Here is a 15,898-nt window from a genome sequence, read left to right as displayed (position 1 = left end):
AAAACTGTGAGGCAGTTCAAAAAATTAGATTTCTTAGAATTTGGCTATGTTTGTTGATTGTGTATTTAATCAACAAAATGCAGGCGCGAATTCTAGACGGACTTTGGTCACAAATACAGCGATATTTCGCCTGTTTCGCAAAATATTTTCTAATGGATTAGAGACGCACTTTAACTCGGAGAACGAAACTTAGACACAGTCGATTGACGGACAATCAGATCAATCGGTGGTAGACGAACTTCGTGCCTATCTCCGCTCAACAAATTGAGAATGGACTCAGCACAAACTGCACCAACTTCTTCAATCGGTTGACGCATTGTGGTAAGCGCAGGTGTGAAATATTGCGAAGTTGGCAAGTCATCAAAACCAATCACAGAGACATCTTGAGGCACACGAATACCATGATCATGCAATGCCTTTATCGCCCCATAGGCCGTTTGGTCATTGGCAGCAAACAGTGCTGAAAAGTGCACTTTCGATTCAATCAACTCAACGGTTTTTTCATAACCGGTTTCACTGCTGAAATCGCCTTGCTTGACCAATTTTGGCAACACTTTAATACCTGCTTCTTGCAGGGCATTTTTGTATCCCACAAAACGAGCCACCGCATCCGGTTGATTCAACAACCCTTTGATATGGGCGATATTCACATGGCCCTGTTGCATTAGATGCAGCGTCGCCATGTATCCGCCCAATACATTATCTATATTTATCGATCGAACCTTGTCACCTATCACGTCATATCCAACAGCAACGACGGGAATTCGCTGGGCATAATCGAGAATCTGCTCTTCCGTTAAACTGCCCGTCACGATGATTACACCGTCTACATTACTCTTTGCCAAATACTCCAAAGCATGAGATTCCAGTGAACGCTGCCAATGCCCTGTAGCAATCACAAGTGAATACCCCTGAGCATTGAGCCCCTTTTCCATGTCATTCAAGATACGACTGGAGTGTGGACTTTCAGGATGCTGGATCAGCACACCTATCGTCATTGAACGCGTATTGGTGCCCTGTCCCATTTGATAGTTCGGTTTGTAACCGAGTGATTTGATCGCCTTTTCAATATTCTGACTTTTCTCGTCAGAGACATACGTCGTGCGATTGAGGAAACGTGAAACGGTACTCGGGGAAACCCCCGCCAACTTTGCCACATCATAAATGGATGCCGCTTTTTTATTTTTTTTCATTGTAGGAATTTTCCCAGCAAGCTAATAATAAAAATATAAGTTGCGACGGGGAGCGCGACAACGTTTTGATAAGGGAAATGAGAACTAGATAAGTCGCCAGTACGCAAACGCGCACTGGCTTTCATATCGGGGATTTAGAATGTTGCGAGCGAGTTTTCACTCAGCGCATCAAATAGATGAATAGCATCCAAATCTAAGTAAAGTGTGAGTGTGTCCACATCCACTTCTGCGGCTTGAGTTTCCACCATCAAAGGCTGGCCCGCGATTTCAGTCTTCAATAGAATGCTGGCGCCTAGTAGCTCCTTGTCTTTAATTTTGACAGGGAATGGCAGTACGCGATCGTGATCGACCTGTTCTGCACGCAGATGGATATCCGTTGGACGAACACCAAAGTGCAAAGCTAAGTTCTTAGACGCATGCGCTTTAAAACGTTCTGGCAACGGAATACGAACCTCGCCCAATTCCACTTCCCAGTTGCCTTCCTCACCCACTAGCTTCGCATCCAGCATGTTCATTGATGGGTTACCAATAAACTGAGCCACAAATTTGTTTGCCGGGCGTTGGAACACTTCTGTTGGTGTACCGACCTGAGCCACATAACCATCTTTTAGAATCACGATGCGATCCGCCAATGTCATGGCTTCAATCTGATCATGTGTCACGTAAATGGTAGTGGTCTTCAGTTCACGGTGAAGGTGTTTGATCTCTTCACGCATGACGCCACGTAACTTGGCATCTAGGTTCGACAAAGGCTCATCAAACAGGAATACTTTTGGCGTACGTACCATTGCACGACCCATTGCCACGCGTTGACGTTGACCACCAGACAACTCTTTTGGCTTACGTTCTAATAACGCGTCAAGCTCAAGCATTTTCGCAGCTTTGCGTACTTCGACATCGATTTGATCTTTTGACATCCCTTTTAGCTTAAGGGCAAAAGCGATGTTCTCGTAAACCGTCATATGTGGGTACAGTGCATAACTTTGGAACACCATCGCAAGGTCACGGTCTTTGGCATCGACTTTGTTCATCAACTTGTCACCGACGTAAATCTCACCACCAGTGATGCTTTCCAACCCCGCAAGCATACGTAGTGTAGTCGACTTACCACAGCCCGAAGGACCGAGAAAAACCACAAACTCGCCATCTTGAACCGTAAAGTCGAAGTGTTTCACAACCTCAACATCATCGTAGGATTTCTTGATGTTTTTGAATTCGACTTTTGCCATTACTGGTTCTCCTCTGCTCGATCTAGCAGCATGTTGCGATAAGCAATTGCGCTCGCTTTTAAGGTGCGTTTTTGCGTTTGGTAATCCACGTGAACAATGCCAAAGCGCTGCTTATAACCATAAGCCCACTCAAAGTTATCCATTAGGCTCCAAGCGAAGTAACCATCGACCTTCACACCAGCCTTAATAGCAGCATCTAGCGCTTCTAGGTGCTGCTGGAAGTAACGCACACGTTGCTCATCATTCACTTCGCCGTCAATGCAATGGTCATCACCAGCCGCGCCGTTTTCAGTGATGTAAAGTGGTGGTAGGTTCGGGTAACGGTCATTCAAACGCAGGAGTAAATCCGTTAGCGCTTGTGGGTGAATTTCCCAACCAATGAATGTGTGCTCTTGCTCCGGTTGAGGTACTGTTTCAATATCGCCATGTTCGTTGTAGCGCACCACACAACGGGTGTAGAAGTTAATGCCAATAAAGTCCAAGTCAGTTTGAATAATATCGAGGTCACCTTCCAGAATCATAGGTAGGTTATGCGCCTGACGATCCAACACAATTTGAGGGTATTCCCCCTTCAGTACTGGGTCCATAAACCAATGGTAGCCTTCTGCATCACTGTATTCTGCCGCACCAATGTCTGCGTCACTGTATGGGTAAGCTGGCGTCGCATTGAAGACACAACCGTGCATCGCATTGGGTGCATTCTTACGCATGTGTGGAATCGCAAGACCATGGGCCAACATCAAGTGGTGCGCAGACAAGAAACCTTCACGTTCCCCCTTAAGACCCGGAGCATGTTCACCCCAGCGGTAACCTAAATAAGCAGAGCAGAACGGTTCGTTTAATGTTGCGTATGAATCTATCTTATCACCGAAGTAAGCACTAACTACCTTCGCGTATTCCTCAAACTTGTAAGCTGTTTCTCGGTTTAGCCAACCGCCTTTGTCTTCTAAGTATTGAGGTAGGTCCCAGTGGTATAGAGTCACGAAAACCTTCAAACCGCGAGCGTGGCACTCATCGATGATTTGCTCATAGAACTTCAAGCCTTCTTCATTCACCTTACCATCTTCAGGAATGATGCGAGGCCACGCCATCGATAGACGGTAAGCGCCCACACCCAAACCTTGGATCATCTCGATGTCTTGTTTCCACAAATGGAAGTGATCACATGCAACGTCGCCATTGTCTGCGTTATCAACTGCGCCTGGCTTATTGCAAAACGTGTCCCAAATCGAAGGTGTACGACCACCTAGCTGCGCACCGCCTTCAATCTGATAAGAAGAGGTTGCGACACCAAATAAGAACTCTGGGCTACGTAATTTTGAATCTTGTGGTAGTTGGAATTTATTCATTGTTATAAAACCTTTTATTTCGCTTAGCCCTTGACGGCACCAGAGGTCAAGCCGCTGATCATCTGTTTTGAGGCAAATAAGTAAGTAATCACTAACGGTAAAATGGAGATGGTGGTTCCGAGCATCACCGCTCCCCACGGCGTATTCGGAATGCCCTGCACACTTCGCAGTGCCTGCGTAATCACGTAGTTTTCTGGCGTTGTCAGAACCACAAGTGGCTGCATAAACATGTTCCAGAAGAAGACAAACTGCACGATTGCTAGGGTTGCGAGCGCCGGTTTCATCAGTGGCAATACCACGCTCCAGTAAGTACGGAATTCACCTGCGCCATCTAACTTCGCCGCTTCTAACAGCTCTTTAGGAATCGATGCCACGACGTGTTGGCGCATCAAGAAAATACCAAATGGTGTGGTCGTGAACGGCAACCAAACCGCTAAGTGGTTATCGAGTAAGCCAAGAAACTTCACGATCATGAAGTACGGGATCAAGCTCAATACAGGTGGAATCATCATCGAACCAACCAGCATGCCAAACAGCAGGTTTTTTCCCTTGAACTTGTACACCGCAAAGGCGTAACCACCCATGCTACAAAACAACAATGAAATCGTGGTACCTAGGAACGCGATGTATATAGAGTTAAACATCGCCTGCCAAAAAGGCATGATTTCCAGTAACTTGGCGTAGTTCACCGCGAGGCTGTCGCCAATCGCAAAGCTGATGCCTGTGCCGAAGATTTCAGTGCGGTCACGCGTCGATAGCAACGCCGACCAAATGAATGGGAATACAGTCATGATGGCAGACACCACCAACACAGTGCCGAGCATCACCATTAATATCTTGGTAAAGATCTCGATGCTGCGATCGCTTGGACGCCAACGCTGCGCCGCAGGTAAGGTAGTTGTAGTCATCTTATTGCTCCCCTAGACCTTTCTTACCGAAGAAGAAGAATTGAATCGCCGTACAGCCTGCAATCAAGGTAAACAGTAACCATGAAATCGCTGACGCAGTCCCCATCTCTAACCACTCCCAGCCCACTTTGTAGAGGTACATAGAGATGGTTAAACCAGACTGACCTGTACCACCCGTACCGCGCGTTAGGACGAAAGGTTCTTCGAACAGCTGCAAGTTACCGATGATGGTCATGGTGACCGCAAAGAAGATGAATGGACGAATCATTGGCAGCGAAATGCTCCAGAAACGACGCCATGCGTTTGCACCGTCCATGCGTGCCGCTTCTAGGATGTCTTTAGGAATCGTCATCAAGCCCGTGGTGTAAAGCACGATGTTGAAACCGGTGTATTTCCAGAACACCATGATGGCGATAGAAGGCTTCACCATAGTTGCATCATCTAACCAACGGATTGGTTGGAAATCGTTAACCCAAGAGAATGCCCAGCCGAACAGCGTGCTATCTGCCAACGCCATCAAGCTTTGGTTGATAATCCCTGAGTTTGGCGAATACATGTTGAAGAAGATGAGCGATGCAGCCACCGTTGAAGTGATGAACGGTAGGAAGTAAGCCGACGTTAACCAATGGCGGAAACGGTCACCCAAAGACACCAAAATGTACGCCACAGGTAGAGCAACCAAGTGCTGCGCCGCGCCCGATGTAATCGCTAGCCAGAGTGTGTTCTTTAATGAACGCCAAAGCCATGGGTCGGTCAGTGCAATGTGGTAATTCTCAAAACCCACATAATCCATCGCCCCCAAACCTTCAACAGGGTTCCACTCATGGAAGGAAAGAAAAATAGAAAACAGTAACGGGAAAATCCCAAACACGGAAAAAATAATCAAAAACGGCAGTAGGAATCCATACGGTGTAAGCGCTTTCAAATTTAGACGAGAAAAAATACTCTCACGCTCTGATGTTTCCATTACCTTGCTCGCTGCCTGATTCATAGTAACGACCTCTCATCAGGAGGGCGTGGTGCCCTCCTTGCTTACCAAATAGCAAATTGCTTACATGTTGCGAGTACGGCGCTTGATCATGCGCTCTGCATCTTTCAATGCCGTTTCAATGTCTTTGCCTTCATCCAACACTTCCATCAGTGCATTTTCTAAGATGATAGAGCGAGCAACGTGGTCGCCTTTCGCTGGTGCCACTGGTTTGATGTTTTGTGCCACTTCTGCAAACAGTAAGCGCGCCTGCTGACCACCTAAGAATTCAATTTTCTCTTCAAACATTGGGTCGTCGTAAGTTGTGGTGTTTGCAGGGAACGCTGCAATAGTGTCGAAGTGTTTAAGTTGAATCTCACGCTTAGTTGTCATGTATTCGATCAGCTTCCAAGCGTCATCTTGGTGCTTAGATTGCGTAGGAATCGATAGGAATGAGCCGCCCCAGCTTCCGTAAATACCATCAGGAAGGTTAGATACGCCCCAACTGCCTGCTGTTTCTGGCGCAATCCAGTTGTTTAGGTGACCAAGTAACCAAGCACCAGAAAGCTGTGTTGCAAATGTGCCGTTACGGAAGCCTTCATACCATTCGTTTGACCACGCAAGAATGCGACCGTCCAAGCCTTTATCACGGATCTCTTTTGCTACTTCAAAAGCGTGAACAAAGCGCTCTGACGTCACTACTGGGTTGCCGTCTTTATCAAAGTAAAGACCTTCCCCCTCGGGTACTGTGGTGAAGATGATCGCTTGCGCCACATCTGCTGCAGAGGCAATCAATTGAACATTCTGTTGTTTAAGTTTTTCACCTGCTGCAATGTAAGAATCCCAATCTTTGATTGCCTCATTGATATCAATACCCGCTTTTTCAAAAATGTCAGTGCGGTAATACATCACACCCGGACCAAGGTCGACAGGCATACCGTACACATCACCGTCTGCGCCTTTACCTTGCGCCCATGCATAAGGTGCGAAGCTCTCTGCATATTTATCAGCGCCGTATTTTTCAGACAGGTTAACCAAACCACCCGATGCCACAAATGGGCCTATTTTCTCTACATCAACAACAATCACATCACCCGCACCAGAGCCCGTTGCTAGGTTGGTTGTTAGCTTTGTATGGTGATCACCGTGGTTATTCATCAGGTAATCAACCTTAATCCCTGTTTCTTTCTCGAAATCCGGTAGCAGCACTTTCAAACTGCTGTCGAAATCTGGGAAGCCATCAAAGCGAATTTTGGATTCATCAGCTGCGTTTACCGTCGCAGCCACACCCAATGCAGCGGTCATCGCAAGCGTCAAAGTTTTCAGTTTCATGTTGTTGTCCTTAATTATCGTTTTATAGGGTATGCAGTTCCTTGACCGAACTTCTTGGCACTAAGGCCGGTGATAATTTGAAGTTCACATCTCGTTTGTTTTTATTGAGGATTTGAATCACGAGCTGGACAGCTTCAGCACTCATTTGCTCAATAGGGAAGTTAACTGTGGTAAGGGCTGGCGTGAGGTAGCGCGCAAACAAAATGTCATCAAATCCAACCAGAGATACTTGCTCAGGAACATCAACGCCATGGGCTTTAAGCACTTCATAAGCACCAAAGGCCATGTGATCATTACAAGCAAATACGGCAGTAAAATGACAATCGCGCTTCAACAACTTGCGCATTGCGCTTTCCCCAGACTCTTCGGTAAAACCGGCCTCTGAGACCAATGCTTCGTCATACTCAATTCCCGCTTCTTCAAGAGCCTTGCGGTAACCTTGTAGACGCCCCCGTGCATCGGACTTGTCCAGAGGGCCGGTGATACACGCTATGTTGCGATGCCCCATACGCAACAAGTATTCGGTCGCCAACTGGCCACCAAATTCGTTGTCGATCTCAATACAGCTTTGTGCCATTTCAGGGATGAAGCGGTTAACTAACACCACCGGCATACCCTTTTCTTTAAGATCGATTAAATAATCATCTGTTAGGTTTTGTGCGTGCAAAATCATGGCATCAACGCGTCGACCAAGCAGGAACTCCACCGATTCACGCTGACTTTGTTCTGAGTTAGAACCCGCTGTAACAATCACGTGGTAGCCAAAACGACGAAGACGCTCTTCCATGCTGTGTAAGATGCCAGAGTAAAATGGACCACCAAGCTCCGGCACTATGATGCCAATGCTGCCCGTACGGCTTGATGCCAATGCCTGCGCAATAGAATTAGGACGATAGCCAAGTGTTTGAATCGCTTTTTCGACTTTCAGCTTTTTATCATGACTCACTCGGCTGGTGCCGTTGATCACACGAGAAACCGTAGCCTGAGAAACACCAGCGTATTCAGATACATCTTTAATCGTCGCCACAAGAAACCTCTTCCACTTGAACCTCAAGATTCAATCTTGCTTCGAGATAAGCTCCTCGAAACCGCTTTCATGGCAGTTAGTATTTCGGATTCACTGAGGTGTTATCGTGAGAGAAATCACACCGAAATCCCTTTAAATTCGGGCAATGTTTGAAAGAATGAGGCGCGTGGCAGTTTGCTTTCATTTCATGAAACCGTTTCATGAAATGGTTATTTCACGCTCAAATGAAACCAAGCAAAGGCATTGATTTCACAACTCTTTAATATTGACTCTTGAATCAAAAACGGCGAGTAAGAAAAAAAAAGAGCCGCAAATGCGGCTCAAAATAGGGTTAAGAATGGACAGTTTGGCACTCAACTGGCTGCAATGAGCGCCATGACAAAATAGAGAGAGTTAAGAGTGTAGTTTGAGATGGCTTACCACCAAGCTTCCCACATCGCACCTAGGCTAACCGTATCTTGCTTAGGATCGTTGATGCCAGTCGCTTTGTTGTCCACCTCACCGACTGTTGCGTAGAAGCGCAGCATTGGTCGAGCACCAGCGCCCCAATCAAACGAGATGTTTTGTGATAGGGTGACTTTCCAACCTGTGTTGTCATCGTCAGCACGTGCGTAGTCGACCATCTGGTAGCCTGCTTCTAACCACGTAGAGTGTGCATCGTTCCAAAAGTACATCGGACGTACGATAGCACTGTAGTTGGTGCGCTCATCTTCCACCGCACTTGAAGCATCAACGGAATAATCGTGGTAAGCCAATAGGTATTCAATCGCGGCTTTTTCACCGAGATCGGCATTACCTTCGAAACTTGCATAAATCGTAGTGAGGTCTTCTGTTTTCCAGAATACGCCGTTATCGGCATTGTCTGAATAACGCAATACTAAACGGTTTGAACCACTATCGTGTGCACGAGAAATCACCGCACCCAATTGGTACGCGTCTATGTGCTCAGAGCTATCAATCGCTTCGGAATCAAAGCCGTAGTTTGCGTACAACTCTAGATCTGCAAAACCCATGTCGATACCATGCAATTTAGAAGTGAAAGCGTATGCGCCGCTGTCACCCGTTCCTGCACCACCCGTACATGAGATAGAAGGGTTTGAACCTGGATCGACAATTTCTGGGCTACAATTTTCTACCGCTGCAACCACACCGAAATCCAGCTTCACAGAGCCAAGCTCAAGGTTATTGATACCACCACCTTGACCATCATGCATCATCCAAAAGTAGTCATTGATGCCTTGTTGTGGACGTTGATGGAAATCACGACCCGCCCAAATGTAAGCATTCGGCTGGCTTTCGAAAACATTCGTTACCCCTGCGTAAGCCTTTTTCAGGTTTACTTCATCGCCCCAGTGATCGAACATCACAACCACATCCCAGATCGCACCGCTGTCATTCTTGAACGCTTTCGCTAACTGGAATTCACCGCCGTTGCCTTCGTTACCTAATCGACCAATTGCTGATGACCCATTAAATGAACCATCAACCATCACATATTTCTGGTCGCCAGCTTGATAATGTGCGCCGTAGCGAGCATAGCCGGAGAAGACAACACCATAAGGAATCTCAATATCCGGAGTCAGTACAGCCGGTTGTTGATCATCAACATAATTAGGATCGATGCGATTCTCCAGTTCTTGAATGCGTTTTTCCAGAGCTTCTACATCAGAATCGGCAGCAAAAGTAGAGAGAGAAGCAAGCGAAGCGGCCACTGCAAGCGCGAGAGGTAAAACCTTTAAGTTTTTCATGTGATTTCCCTAAGTTTTTAGTAGGTGTAATTATTTCAATAGGGATCTTAAGGAATGAAACGTTTGAAAAGCCGCTACAGCTTCACATGGCCATCGTGTTCAAAATGACATGAAACAACGCGTGAAACTCAAAATATTTATTAGCGCGTAAAATCAGACAGTTAAAATAGTGCTTGTTAGATTTTACATTTTGAAATCGCTTTCATTTCACAGGATTGTTTAATTTCTATCACGTTAATTTGTGCAAAATAAGAGCAATCCACTCATGATGACATGAAACATTTCATAATCATGAAACATTTCATACTTCGTAAATTTCTTACAAATTCAACAAGTCACGTAAATAACAAACATGCTTCATATCACAATTAAGGGCTTTGCTATTCCATGTACTACTTAATTACGACCTAGAATAGGCATTAAGTAAGTCTAAAGTAGGGATACACAATGTCGAAATTGGCCGGAGCACGCCTAGAAGAAATGGCGGATATCCGATCGACAAGAAAAAAGAAGATAGTTTTTCTCTGTTCTAGCATCGCCACTGCATTTCTAACCTATGGCTCTGTCCTACACTACCTTGAAGGAAATTGGGGGCTCAGTTTACTCATTGGTTTATGTGCTTTGGCATGCTTAACCATCAGCTATCTGATCAAAGTCCGTGGTCACCACCAATACGCCGATCTTCTACTCACAGGCGTATTGATGTTTGATGGACTGTTGCTGCTGCTTTATAACGACGCCCCTTCAGGTCGACTGCTTTGGCTCTACCCGATAGTGGCCGCCATTATCTTGATCAACGAATTCAAAGTTGGTCTGCTGTTTAGCGTGACGTACTCCCTCATCATCTTTTTCGGTTTAACCTTTTTAGAGAGTGTACCCACCGCCAGTGACATGACCGAGCGCCGATTTATGTTTACGCTGGTGGCGATCTGCTTTGTTTGTCATACCTTTTCTTACTATTACTCTAAAGTCGTGAACTACATTCAAACCCTGTATCGCGAAGGCATCGAAGAACTGGCTTACCTTGACCAGTTAACAGGATTAGCCAACCGTTGGAGTTTTGAAACTTGGGCACGTGCCAAGTTAGAAGAGTTGGAACAAGTTGAGACCAAAAGTGTCACGGCTTTAGTCTTTTTAGATATCGATAACTTCAAGCACATTAACGACAACTACGGACACGATGTCGGCGACCGTGTGTTAAAACACTTTGCGACTCGCTTAAAAAACAACATTCGTAATAAAGACAGAAAAACGGACAAGCATGACTACTCGATTGCTCGCTTTGCTGGTGACGAGTTTGTCTTAATGCTTTACGACGTGCGCGGTAAGAAAGACCTAGACAATATTTTGGAGCGTATCGTCAACCTGTTCCAAAAAGGCTATCAAACGGACGACAACATCAATGAGTTAACCATGAGTGTGGGAGCGGCCATTTACGGCCAAGATGCAACAGATTTATCTGAACTGACTCGTTGCGCAGACAAAGCTATGTACGCTGCGAAGCACACTGGCAAAAACCAGTATGCATATTACGAGCATTGCTCACATGCAGAAGAGTTGCGTCATCAAAGACACTCGTTGGTTGGCGCAATGGGAAATGTGACTTCATTGCAGCGTGACGCCAGTTTATAAACCAAACCGCAGAGCCTAAGTTAGGCGTACATATACATGGCCCATAAGCCAACAAGTAAAAATGTGACAAGCCAGATCACTTGGCCGATTTTGCTTGGTTTATCATCTCGTGGGACAAGAACAGGCTTGAGCGCTCGCTCTTTCATTTTGCCGACAAGGCTTTTCTCAATCGCTCGCTTATAGAAAGCACGTCGTTTTTGAGCCGCGTTGGCCACCTTAGTAAAGCGGTGACGTTGCTCATTAGTAAAATCCGTTGCCTCATAGCGAGGAGGAAGATCGGTATGTTTAGGTTGTACTGCCATCTCATCCTCCTTGGTCGATGGGTGCACCTGTTTTAAGTATATACATAATTAACGCTTTATTGCCAAAAACCGTTGCATCTGAATAACATGCATAAAAAAAGCCACCCGCAGGTAGCTTCTATATAAATCAGTCTTCAATCACTTGTCAGAGATGGCGCTGTGCTTATAAGTACTCACATAGGTAAGCCGTTGCGTCTTTAACTTGAAGCTCAAATGATGAGTTACCTTCGACTTCAAAAAACTCACCGCTGTTGTAAGTCACCCAATCAACCTCTCCAGCTTTCTTTACGATCAGTGCACCTTTGACGACACTCATACGTTCAGGAGCTTGTGTACCAAACGTGTATTCACCTGGCAACATCACACCGACACTGACATCCTGTCCTTGTTGGCTAAAACCCAGTGACTTTACGCCACCAGCAAAATAACTGTTTTCCTTAATACTCATTCTTTGGTTTCCTTATCAAAAATCAGCTCTTTTTTACCCTGTTTCGGTTTACGACTCAAGTCTCTAAATTGACCTTTTTTGAGCTATCGAATACTCAATAACTGTGTTTCGGAATGTAAAAGTGGACATCAGATCATAGTTTAGGTGTCGCAAAGGCGAGATTGTTTGTTTTTGCAGCGTAAGCTTCTCACCATATTAAAAAAGGAAAACAAGCAGGGATCATGACGACCACACCGCGCCGAAAACGCCAGAAGAAACCAGAACCGCAACCTTCATTTTGGGCTCGTCATCAGTTCAGAATCATCAAAGGAGGATTTGTGACGTTTGGCTGCGCGCTGTTGAGCTTTCTCGGCTACCAACTTTACGCTTCTTATCTCGACTATATCGATCCAGATAAAGTGTATGGCGAATGGATTGAAATTGGTGCGCCGCCTTATCAGACCGAACAACTTTCCTTTACGCCCGACGGGGTCTTTCGCAACCATCGCCTCGTCGCTACCCAGTTTGAGTTCGATGGCAAAGTTGTCACCCTAAACACCGGACTAGGTAAAACAGCCTACCAATTGTCTGGTTCTCACCTCTCTCCCCAAATACGTCGCGTAGAACCAAAGCTACCTGACCAACGCTTTGTGCTTAAAGGATTCGAGCACACCGTACAAGGTTCAGAAATTGGTGCCGCGTCCAAACGCCGAGCCGCATTGAGCGAGCACTTCAATCGCAAGTAATCTTGTTATCGACCCCATCAATCATACGTATCTTTCCCCAGATTCAACAGGGCCGTTACTGGCAATTTCTAACGTAACTTGCTCTGTTACATAATAAAAATTTAATTTCACTCGCAAAATAACACCGCCAGACTGAGTAGATAATTAATTAAACGCATGCAAAATATTTATAAATTATTGGCTCAATATTGTATTTTCTATGCAAAACAATGTTTCTTGTAGTGAGATTTGTGTAACAGAGTCGAATCTTGATTTATTTTTTTTTGAAAAAAAAAAAGCTTCTGAAATGCTGAATGTGATGCTTTTGCACAGTGTGTGAATCGGTTGTCTTTTCTGTCGCAAGAGCAGCTTGTGTTCGTGAATGAACATAAAATCAAGGATTGAGAGAGAAGTTATGATTCGATTTAACCTATGTGCAGCTGGGGTTGCCCTGGCTCTTTCTGGCGCTGCAAATGCGGCTCCAACAGCACCAAGTATCGACATGTATGGTTCTAATAACCTGCAATTTTCTAAAATTGAACTGGCAATGGAAACCACATCTGGCTACAACGACATGGTTAAGTACCATGAGCTAGCTAAGATCAACGTGAAATTTAACCAGTGGAGTGGTACTTCTGGTGACACTTACAACATCTACTTTGATGGAGTTCAAGTCGCTACAGGCCCTATCACTGGTAGCCAAACTACTGCGTCGTTTGAATACGGCCAAGGTGGTTTGTACCAAATGGAAATCGAAGCGTGTGACGCAACAGGTTGTGCGAAAAGCGCACCAGTAGAGATTACGATTGCGGATACAGACGGTTCTCATTTACCGCCGCTAACTATGAACGTTGACCCGAACAACAAAACCTACAACACCGACCCAAGTGTTGTCATGGGTACTTACTTTGTTGAGTGGGGCATCTATGGCCGTGACTACACGGTTGATAATATGCCGGTCGACAACCTGACTCACATCCTTTACGGCTTCATCCCAATTTGTGGTCCAAATGAATCAGTGAAATCGGTTGGTGGCAATAGCTTCAACGCACTGCAAACCGCTTGTCGTGGTGTGAACGACTACGAAGTGGTTATCCATGACCCATGGGCGGCTTATCAAAAGAGTTTCGCGCAAGCTGGTCACGAATACAGCACGCCGATCAAGGGTAACTACGCGATGTTAATGGCATTGAAGCAACGTAACCCTGATCTAAAAATTATCCCATCGATCGGTGGTTGGACACTGTCTGACCCATTCTTCGATTTCGTTGACAAGACCAACCGTGACACGTTTGTCGCATCTGTGAAGAAATTCCTAAAAACATGGAAATTCTACGACGGTGTTGATATCGACTGGGAATTCCCTGGTGGTGGCGGTGCCGCAGCAGATAAAGGTGACCCAGTAAACGATGGCCCGGCTTACATCGCATTGATGCGTGAACTACGTGCAATGTTGGATGAGCTAGAAGCAGAAACAGGCCGTACTTACGAGCTAACGTCTGCAATCGGTGTAGGTTACGACAAAATTGAAGATGTTGATTACGCAGACGCTGTTCAGTACATGGACTACATCTTCGCAATGACTTACGACTTCTACGGCGGTTGGAACAACGTACCTGGTCACCAAACGGCACTTTACTGTGGTTCATTTATGCGCCCAGGTCAGTGTGACGGCAGCGGTGTAGATGAGAACGGTGAAGCGTACAAAGGTCCTGCATATACAGCCGACAACGGTATCCAACTTCTTCTAGCTCAAGGTGTTCCTGCGAACAAACTTGTACTAGGTACAGCAATGTATGGCCGTGGCTGGGAAGGCGTAACACCTGATACGCTAACCGATCCAAATGACCCAATGACAGGTACTGCAACAGGCAAACTGAAAGGCAGCACGACTCAAGGCGTCTGGGAAGATGGCGTGATTGACTACAAAGGCATTAAGTCATTCATGCTTGGTGCAAACAATACTGGTATCAACGGCTTTGAATACGGTTACGATGCACAAGCAGAAGCTCCATGGGTGTGGAACCGTTCAACAGGTGAGCTGATCACATTTGATGACCACCGCTCTATTCTTGCGAAAGGTAACTACGCGAAGTCGCTAGGTCTTGCAGGTCTGTTCTCTTGGGAAATTGACGCAGATAACGGCGACATCCTGAATGCAATGCACGAAGGTATGGCGGGTGGTGTCGTTGTTCCACCAAACCGTAAACCAACGGCAGCAGCAGGTGCGGACCAAGCAGTAACAGGCCCTGCAAGTGTTGTGCTTGATGGCAGCAACTCAACAGACTCTGATGGCACAATCGCAAGCTACGCTTGGGAGCAAGTATCAGGTACAGCAGTGGCTCTATCTGGCGCAAACACTGCGACAGCAAGCTTTGATGCAGCAGAAGTGACTGCAGAAGAACAGCTAACGTTCAAGCTAACCGTGACAGACAATGACGGCGCAAGCGCTTCTGATCTTGTTGTGGTAACGGTTAAGCCTGCTGGCGTGATTGATCCACCAAATACAGCACCTGTTGCGCAGGTCTCTGCACCTGCAAGTGCGAAAGCTGGTGACATGGTTGTAATTGACGCTTCCGCTTCTAGCGATGCTGACAACGACACACTCACGTTCGATTGGACGCTACCTCAAGGTCTAAACGCAACAGTTAACGGTGCGAAAGTGACGTTCACAGCAGCAGAATACCCGCAAAACACTAGCCTAAGCTTCACAGTAAGCGTAAGCGATGGCCAAGCAGCATCTTCAGCAAGTGCAACCGTTGTTGTATCTAAGCACAGCACAGGTGGTGGCACTTGTACTAACGCATGGGATGCAACAGCTGTTTACACTGGCGGTGACCAAGTGACTTACGCAGGTAAAACTTGGGAAGCGAAGTGGTGGACACAAGGACAAGATCCTAGTAAGTCTGGCGAATGGGGTGTTTGGAAAGAAGTGGGCCCAGCTAACTGTAACTAAACACAGCTAAAGTGTTGTGATTCAACACTAATCGCTCTGAATATTGTAATAAAAAGGACAGCTTCGGCTGTCCTTTGTTGTTCTAACAGAATCTATTAAGTGC

The 15,898-nt window shown here is 46.1% G+C and carries 13 protein-coding genes; 3 read left to right on the top strand and 10 right to left on the bottom strand.

What is annotated here, in order from left to right:
* Positions 1-170: 170 nt before the first annotated feature.
* The 8 genes from ITG12_RS25215 to ITG12_RS25180 form a co-directional block, all read right to left on the bottom strand.
* Positions 171-1,193 (bottom strand): substrate-binding domain-containing protein, encoded by a 1,023-nt coding sequence (locus tag ITG12_RS25215; RefSeq protein ID WP_038869764.1) that lies wholly within the window; start codon positions 1,191-1,193, stop codon positions 171-173.
* Positions 1,194-1,327: 134 nt separating this feature from the next.
* Positions 1,328-2,422: a sn-glycerol-3-phosphate ABC transporter ATP-binding protein UgpC gene (ugpC, locus tag ITG12_RS25210; RefSeq protein WP_038880199.1), complete on the bottom strand. Its 1,095-nt coding sequence runs from the start codon at positions 2,420-2,422 to the stop codon at positions 1,328-1,330.
* Positions 2,422-3,771: a GH1 family beta-glucosidase gene (locus tag ITG12_RS25205; RefSeq protein WP_038880196.1), complete on the bottom strand. Its 1,350-nt coding sequence runs from the start codon at positions 3,769-3,771 to the stop codon at positions 2,422-2,424. Before ITG12_RS25205 ends, ugpC begins: the two co-directional genes overlap by 1 nt.
* A gap of 23 nt (positions 3,772-3,794) precedes the next feature.
* The gene (locus tag ITG12_RS25200; protein WP_038880193.1) at positions 3,795-4,679 is read right to left on the bottom strand and encodes a carbohydrate ABC transporter permease; all 885 of its coding nucleotides are present in this window, start codon (positions 4,677-4,679) and stop codon (positions 3,795-3,797) included.
* Position 4,680: 1 nt separating this feature from the next.
* A complete protein-coding gene (locus tag ITG12_RS25195) occupies positions 4,681-5,670 on the bottom strand; it encodes a sugar ABC transporter permease (protein ID WP_038880192.1) in 990 nt (329 codons plus the stop codon).
* A 60-nt stretch (positions 5,671-5,730) separates the two neighbouring features.
* A complete protein-coding gene (locus tag ITG12_RS25190; protein WP_038880189.1) occupies positions 5,731-6,978 on the bottom strand; it encodes an extracellular solute-binding protein in 1,248 nt (415 codons plus the stop codon).
* A 22-nt stretch (positions 6,979-7,000) separates the two neighbouring features.
* Positions 7,001-8,005 carry a LacI family DNA-binding transcriptional regulator gene (locus tag ITG12_RS25185; RefSeq protein WP_038880186.1) on the bottom strand — a complete coding sequence of 335 codons (1,005 nt, stop codon included), beginning with the start codon at positions 8,003-8,005 and terminating at the stop codon, positions 7,001-7,003.
* Positions 8,006-8,421: 416 nt separating this feature from the next.
* On the bottom strand, positions 8,422-9,753 hold the full coding sequence (locus tag ITG12_RS25180; protein WP_038880184.1) for a carbohydrate porin: 1,332 nt from the start codon (positions 9,751-9,753) through the stop codon (positions 8,422-8,424).
* A 447-nt stretch (positions 9,754-10,200) separates the two neighbouring features.
* Between ITG12_RS25180 and ITG12_RS25175 the strand changes: the two genes are divergently transcribed.
* Positions 10,201-11,385 (top strand): GGDEF domain-containing protein, encoded by a 1,185-nt coding sequence (locus tag ITG12_RS25175; RefSeq protein WP_038869777.1) that lies wholly within the window; start codon positions 10,201-10,203, stop codon positions 11,383-11,385.
* 20 nt (positions 11,386-11,405) lie between these two features.
* On the opposite strand, the gene ITG12_RS25170 is transcribed toward ITG12_RS25175, so the two are convergent.
* Together ITG12_RS25170 and ITG12_RS25165 are read right to left on the bottom strand one after the other, a co-directional pair.
* A complete protein-coding gene (locus ITG12_RS25170) occupies positions 11,406-11,687 on the bottom strand; it encodes a hypothetical protein (protein WP_038880181.1) in 282 nt (93 codons plus the stop codon).
* Positions 11,688-11,850: 163 nt separating this feature from the next.
* The gene (locus ITG12_RS25165; protein ID WP_005448986.1) at positions 11,851-12,135 is read right to left on the bottom strand and encodes a pyrimidine/purine nucleoside phosphorylase; all 285 of its coding nucleotides are present in this window, start codon (positions 12,133-12,135) and stop codon (positions 11,851-11,853) included.
* Positions 12,136-12,356: 221 nt separating this feature from the next.
* Here ITG12_RS25165 and ITG12_RS25160 point away from each other — a divergent pair, with 221 nt between their 5' ends.
* Positions 12,357-12,860, top strand: a complete 504-nt coding sequence (locus ITG12_RS25160; protein WP_038880178.1) for a DUF2850 domain-containing protein — start codon at positions 12,357-12,359, stop codon at positions 12,858-12,860.
* Positions 12,861-13,254: 394 nt separating this feature from the next.
* On the top strand, positions 13,255-15,795 hold the full coding sequence (locus ITG12_RS25155; protein ID WP_038880175.1) for a glycosyl hydrolase family 18 protein: 2,541 nt from the start codon (positions 13,255-13,257) through the stop codon (positions 15,793-15,795).
* Positions 15,796-15,898: the final 103 nt, after the last annotated feature.

It is taken from the genome of Vibrio sp. ED002 (assembly GCF_023277445.1).
GTDB lineage: Bacteria > Pseudomonadota > Gammaproteobacteria > Enterobacterales > Vibrionaceae > Vibrio > Vibrio jasicida.
Note: the sequence above shows the minus strand (reverse complement) of the source record. Positions and strands in the feature narration are given on the sequence as shown.

Bases quoted from the DNA above. Each gene is read 5' to 3' on its own strand.
- ITG12_RS25215 (WP_038869764.1), bottom strand. From the start codon at position 1,193: ATGAAAAAAAATAAAAAAGCGGCATCCATTTATGATGTGGCAAAGTTG.
- ugpC (WP_038880199.1), bottom strand. From the start codon at position 2,422: ATGGCAAAAGTCGAATTCAAAAACATCAAGAAATCCTACGATGATGTT.
- ITG12_RS25205 (WP_038880196.1), bottom strand. From the start codon at position 3,771: ATGAATAAATTCCAACTACCACAAGATTCAAAATTACGTAGCCCAGAG.
- ITG12_RS25200 (WP_038880193.1), bottom strand. From the start codon at position 4,679: ATGACTACAACTACCTTACCTGCGGCGCAGCGTTGGCGTCCAAGCGAT.
- ITG12_RS25195 (WP_038880192.1), bottom strand. From the start codon at position 5,670: ATGAATCAGGCAGCGAGCAAGGTAATGGAAACATCAGAGCGTGAGAGT.
- ITG12_RS25190 (WP_038880189.1), bottom strand. From the start codon at position 6,978: ATGAAACTGAAAACTTTGACGCTTGCGATGACCGCTGCATTGGGTGTG.
- ITG12_RS25180 (WP_038880184.1), bottom strand. From the start codon at position 9,753: ATGAAAAACTTAAAGGTTTTACCTCTCGCGCTTGCAGTGGCCGCTTCG.
- ITG12_RS25175 (WP_038869777.1), top strand. From the start codon at position 10,201: ATGTCGAAATTGGCCGGAGCACGCCTAGAAGAAATGGCGGATATCCGA.
- ITG12_RS25170 (WP_038880181.1), bottom strand. From the start codon at position 11,687: ATGGCAGTACAACCTAAACATACCGATCTTCCTCCTCGCTATGAGGCA.
- ITG12_RS25165 (WP_005448986.1), bottom strand. From the start codon at position 12,135: ATGAGTATTAAGGAAAACAGTTATTTTGCTGGTGGCGTAAAGTCACTG.
- ITG12_RS25160 (WP_038880178.1), top strand. From the start codon at position 12,357: ATGACGACCACACCGCGCCGAAAACGCCAGAAGAAACCAGAACCGCAA.
- ITG12_RS25155 (WP_038880175.1), top strand. From the start codon at position 13,255: ATGATTCGATTTAACCTATGTGCAGCTGGGGTTGCCCTGGCTCTTTCT.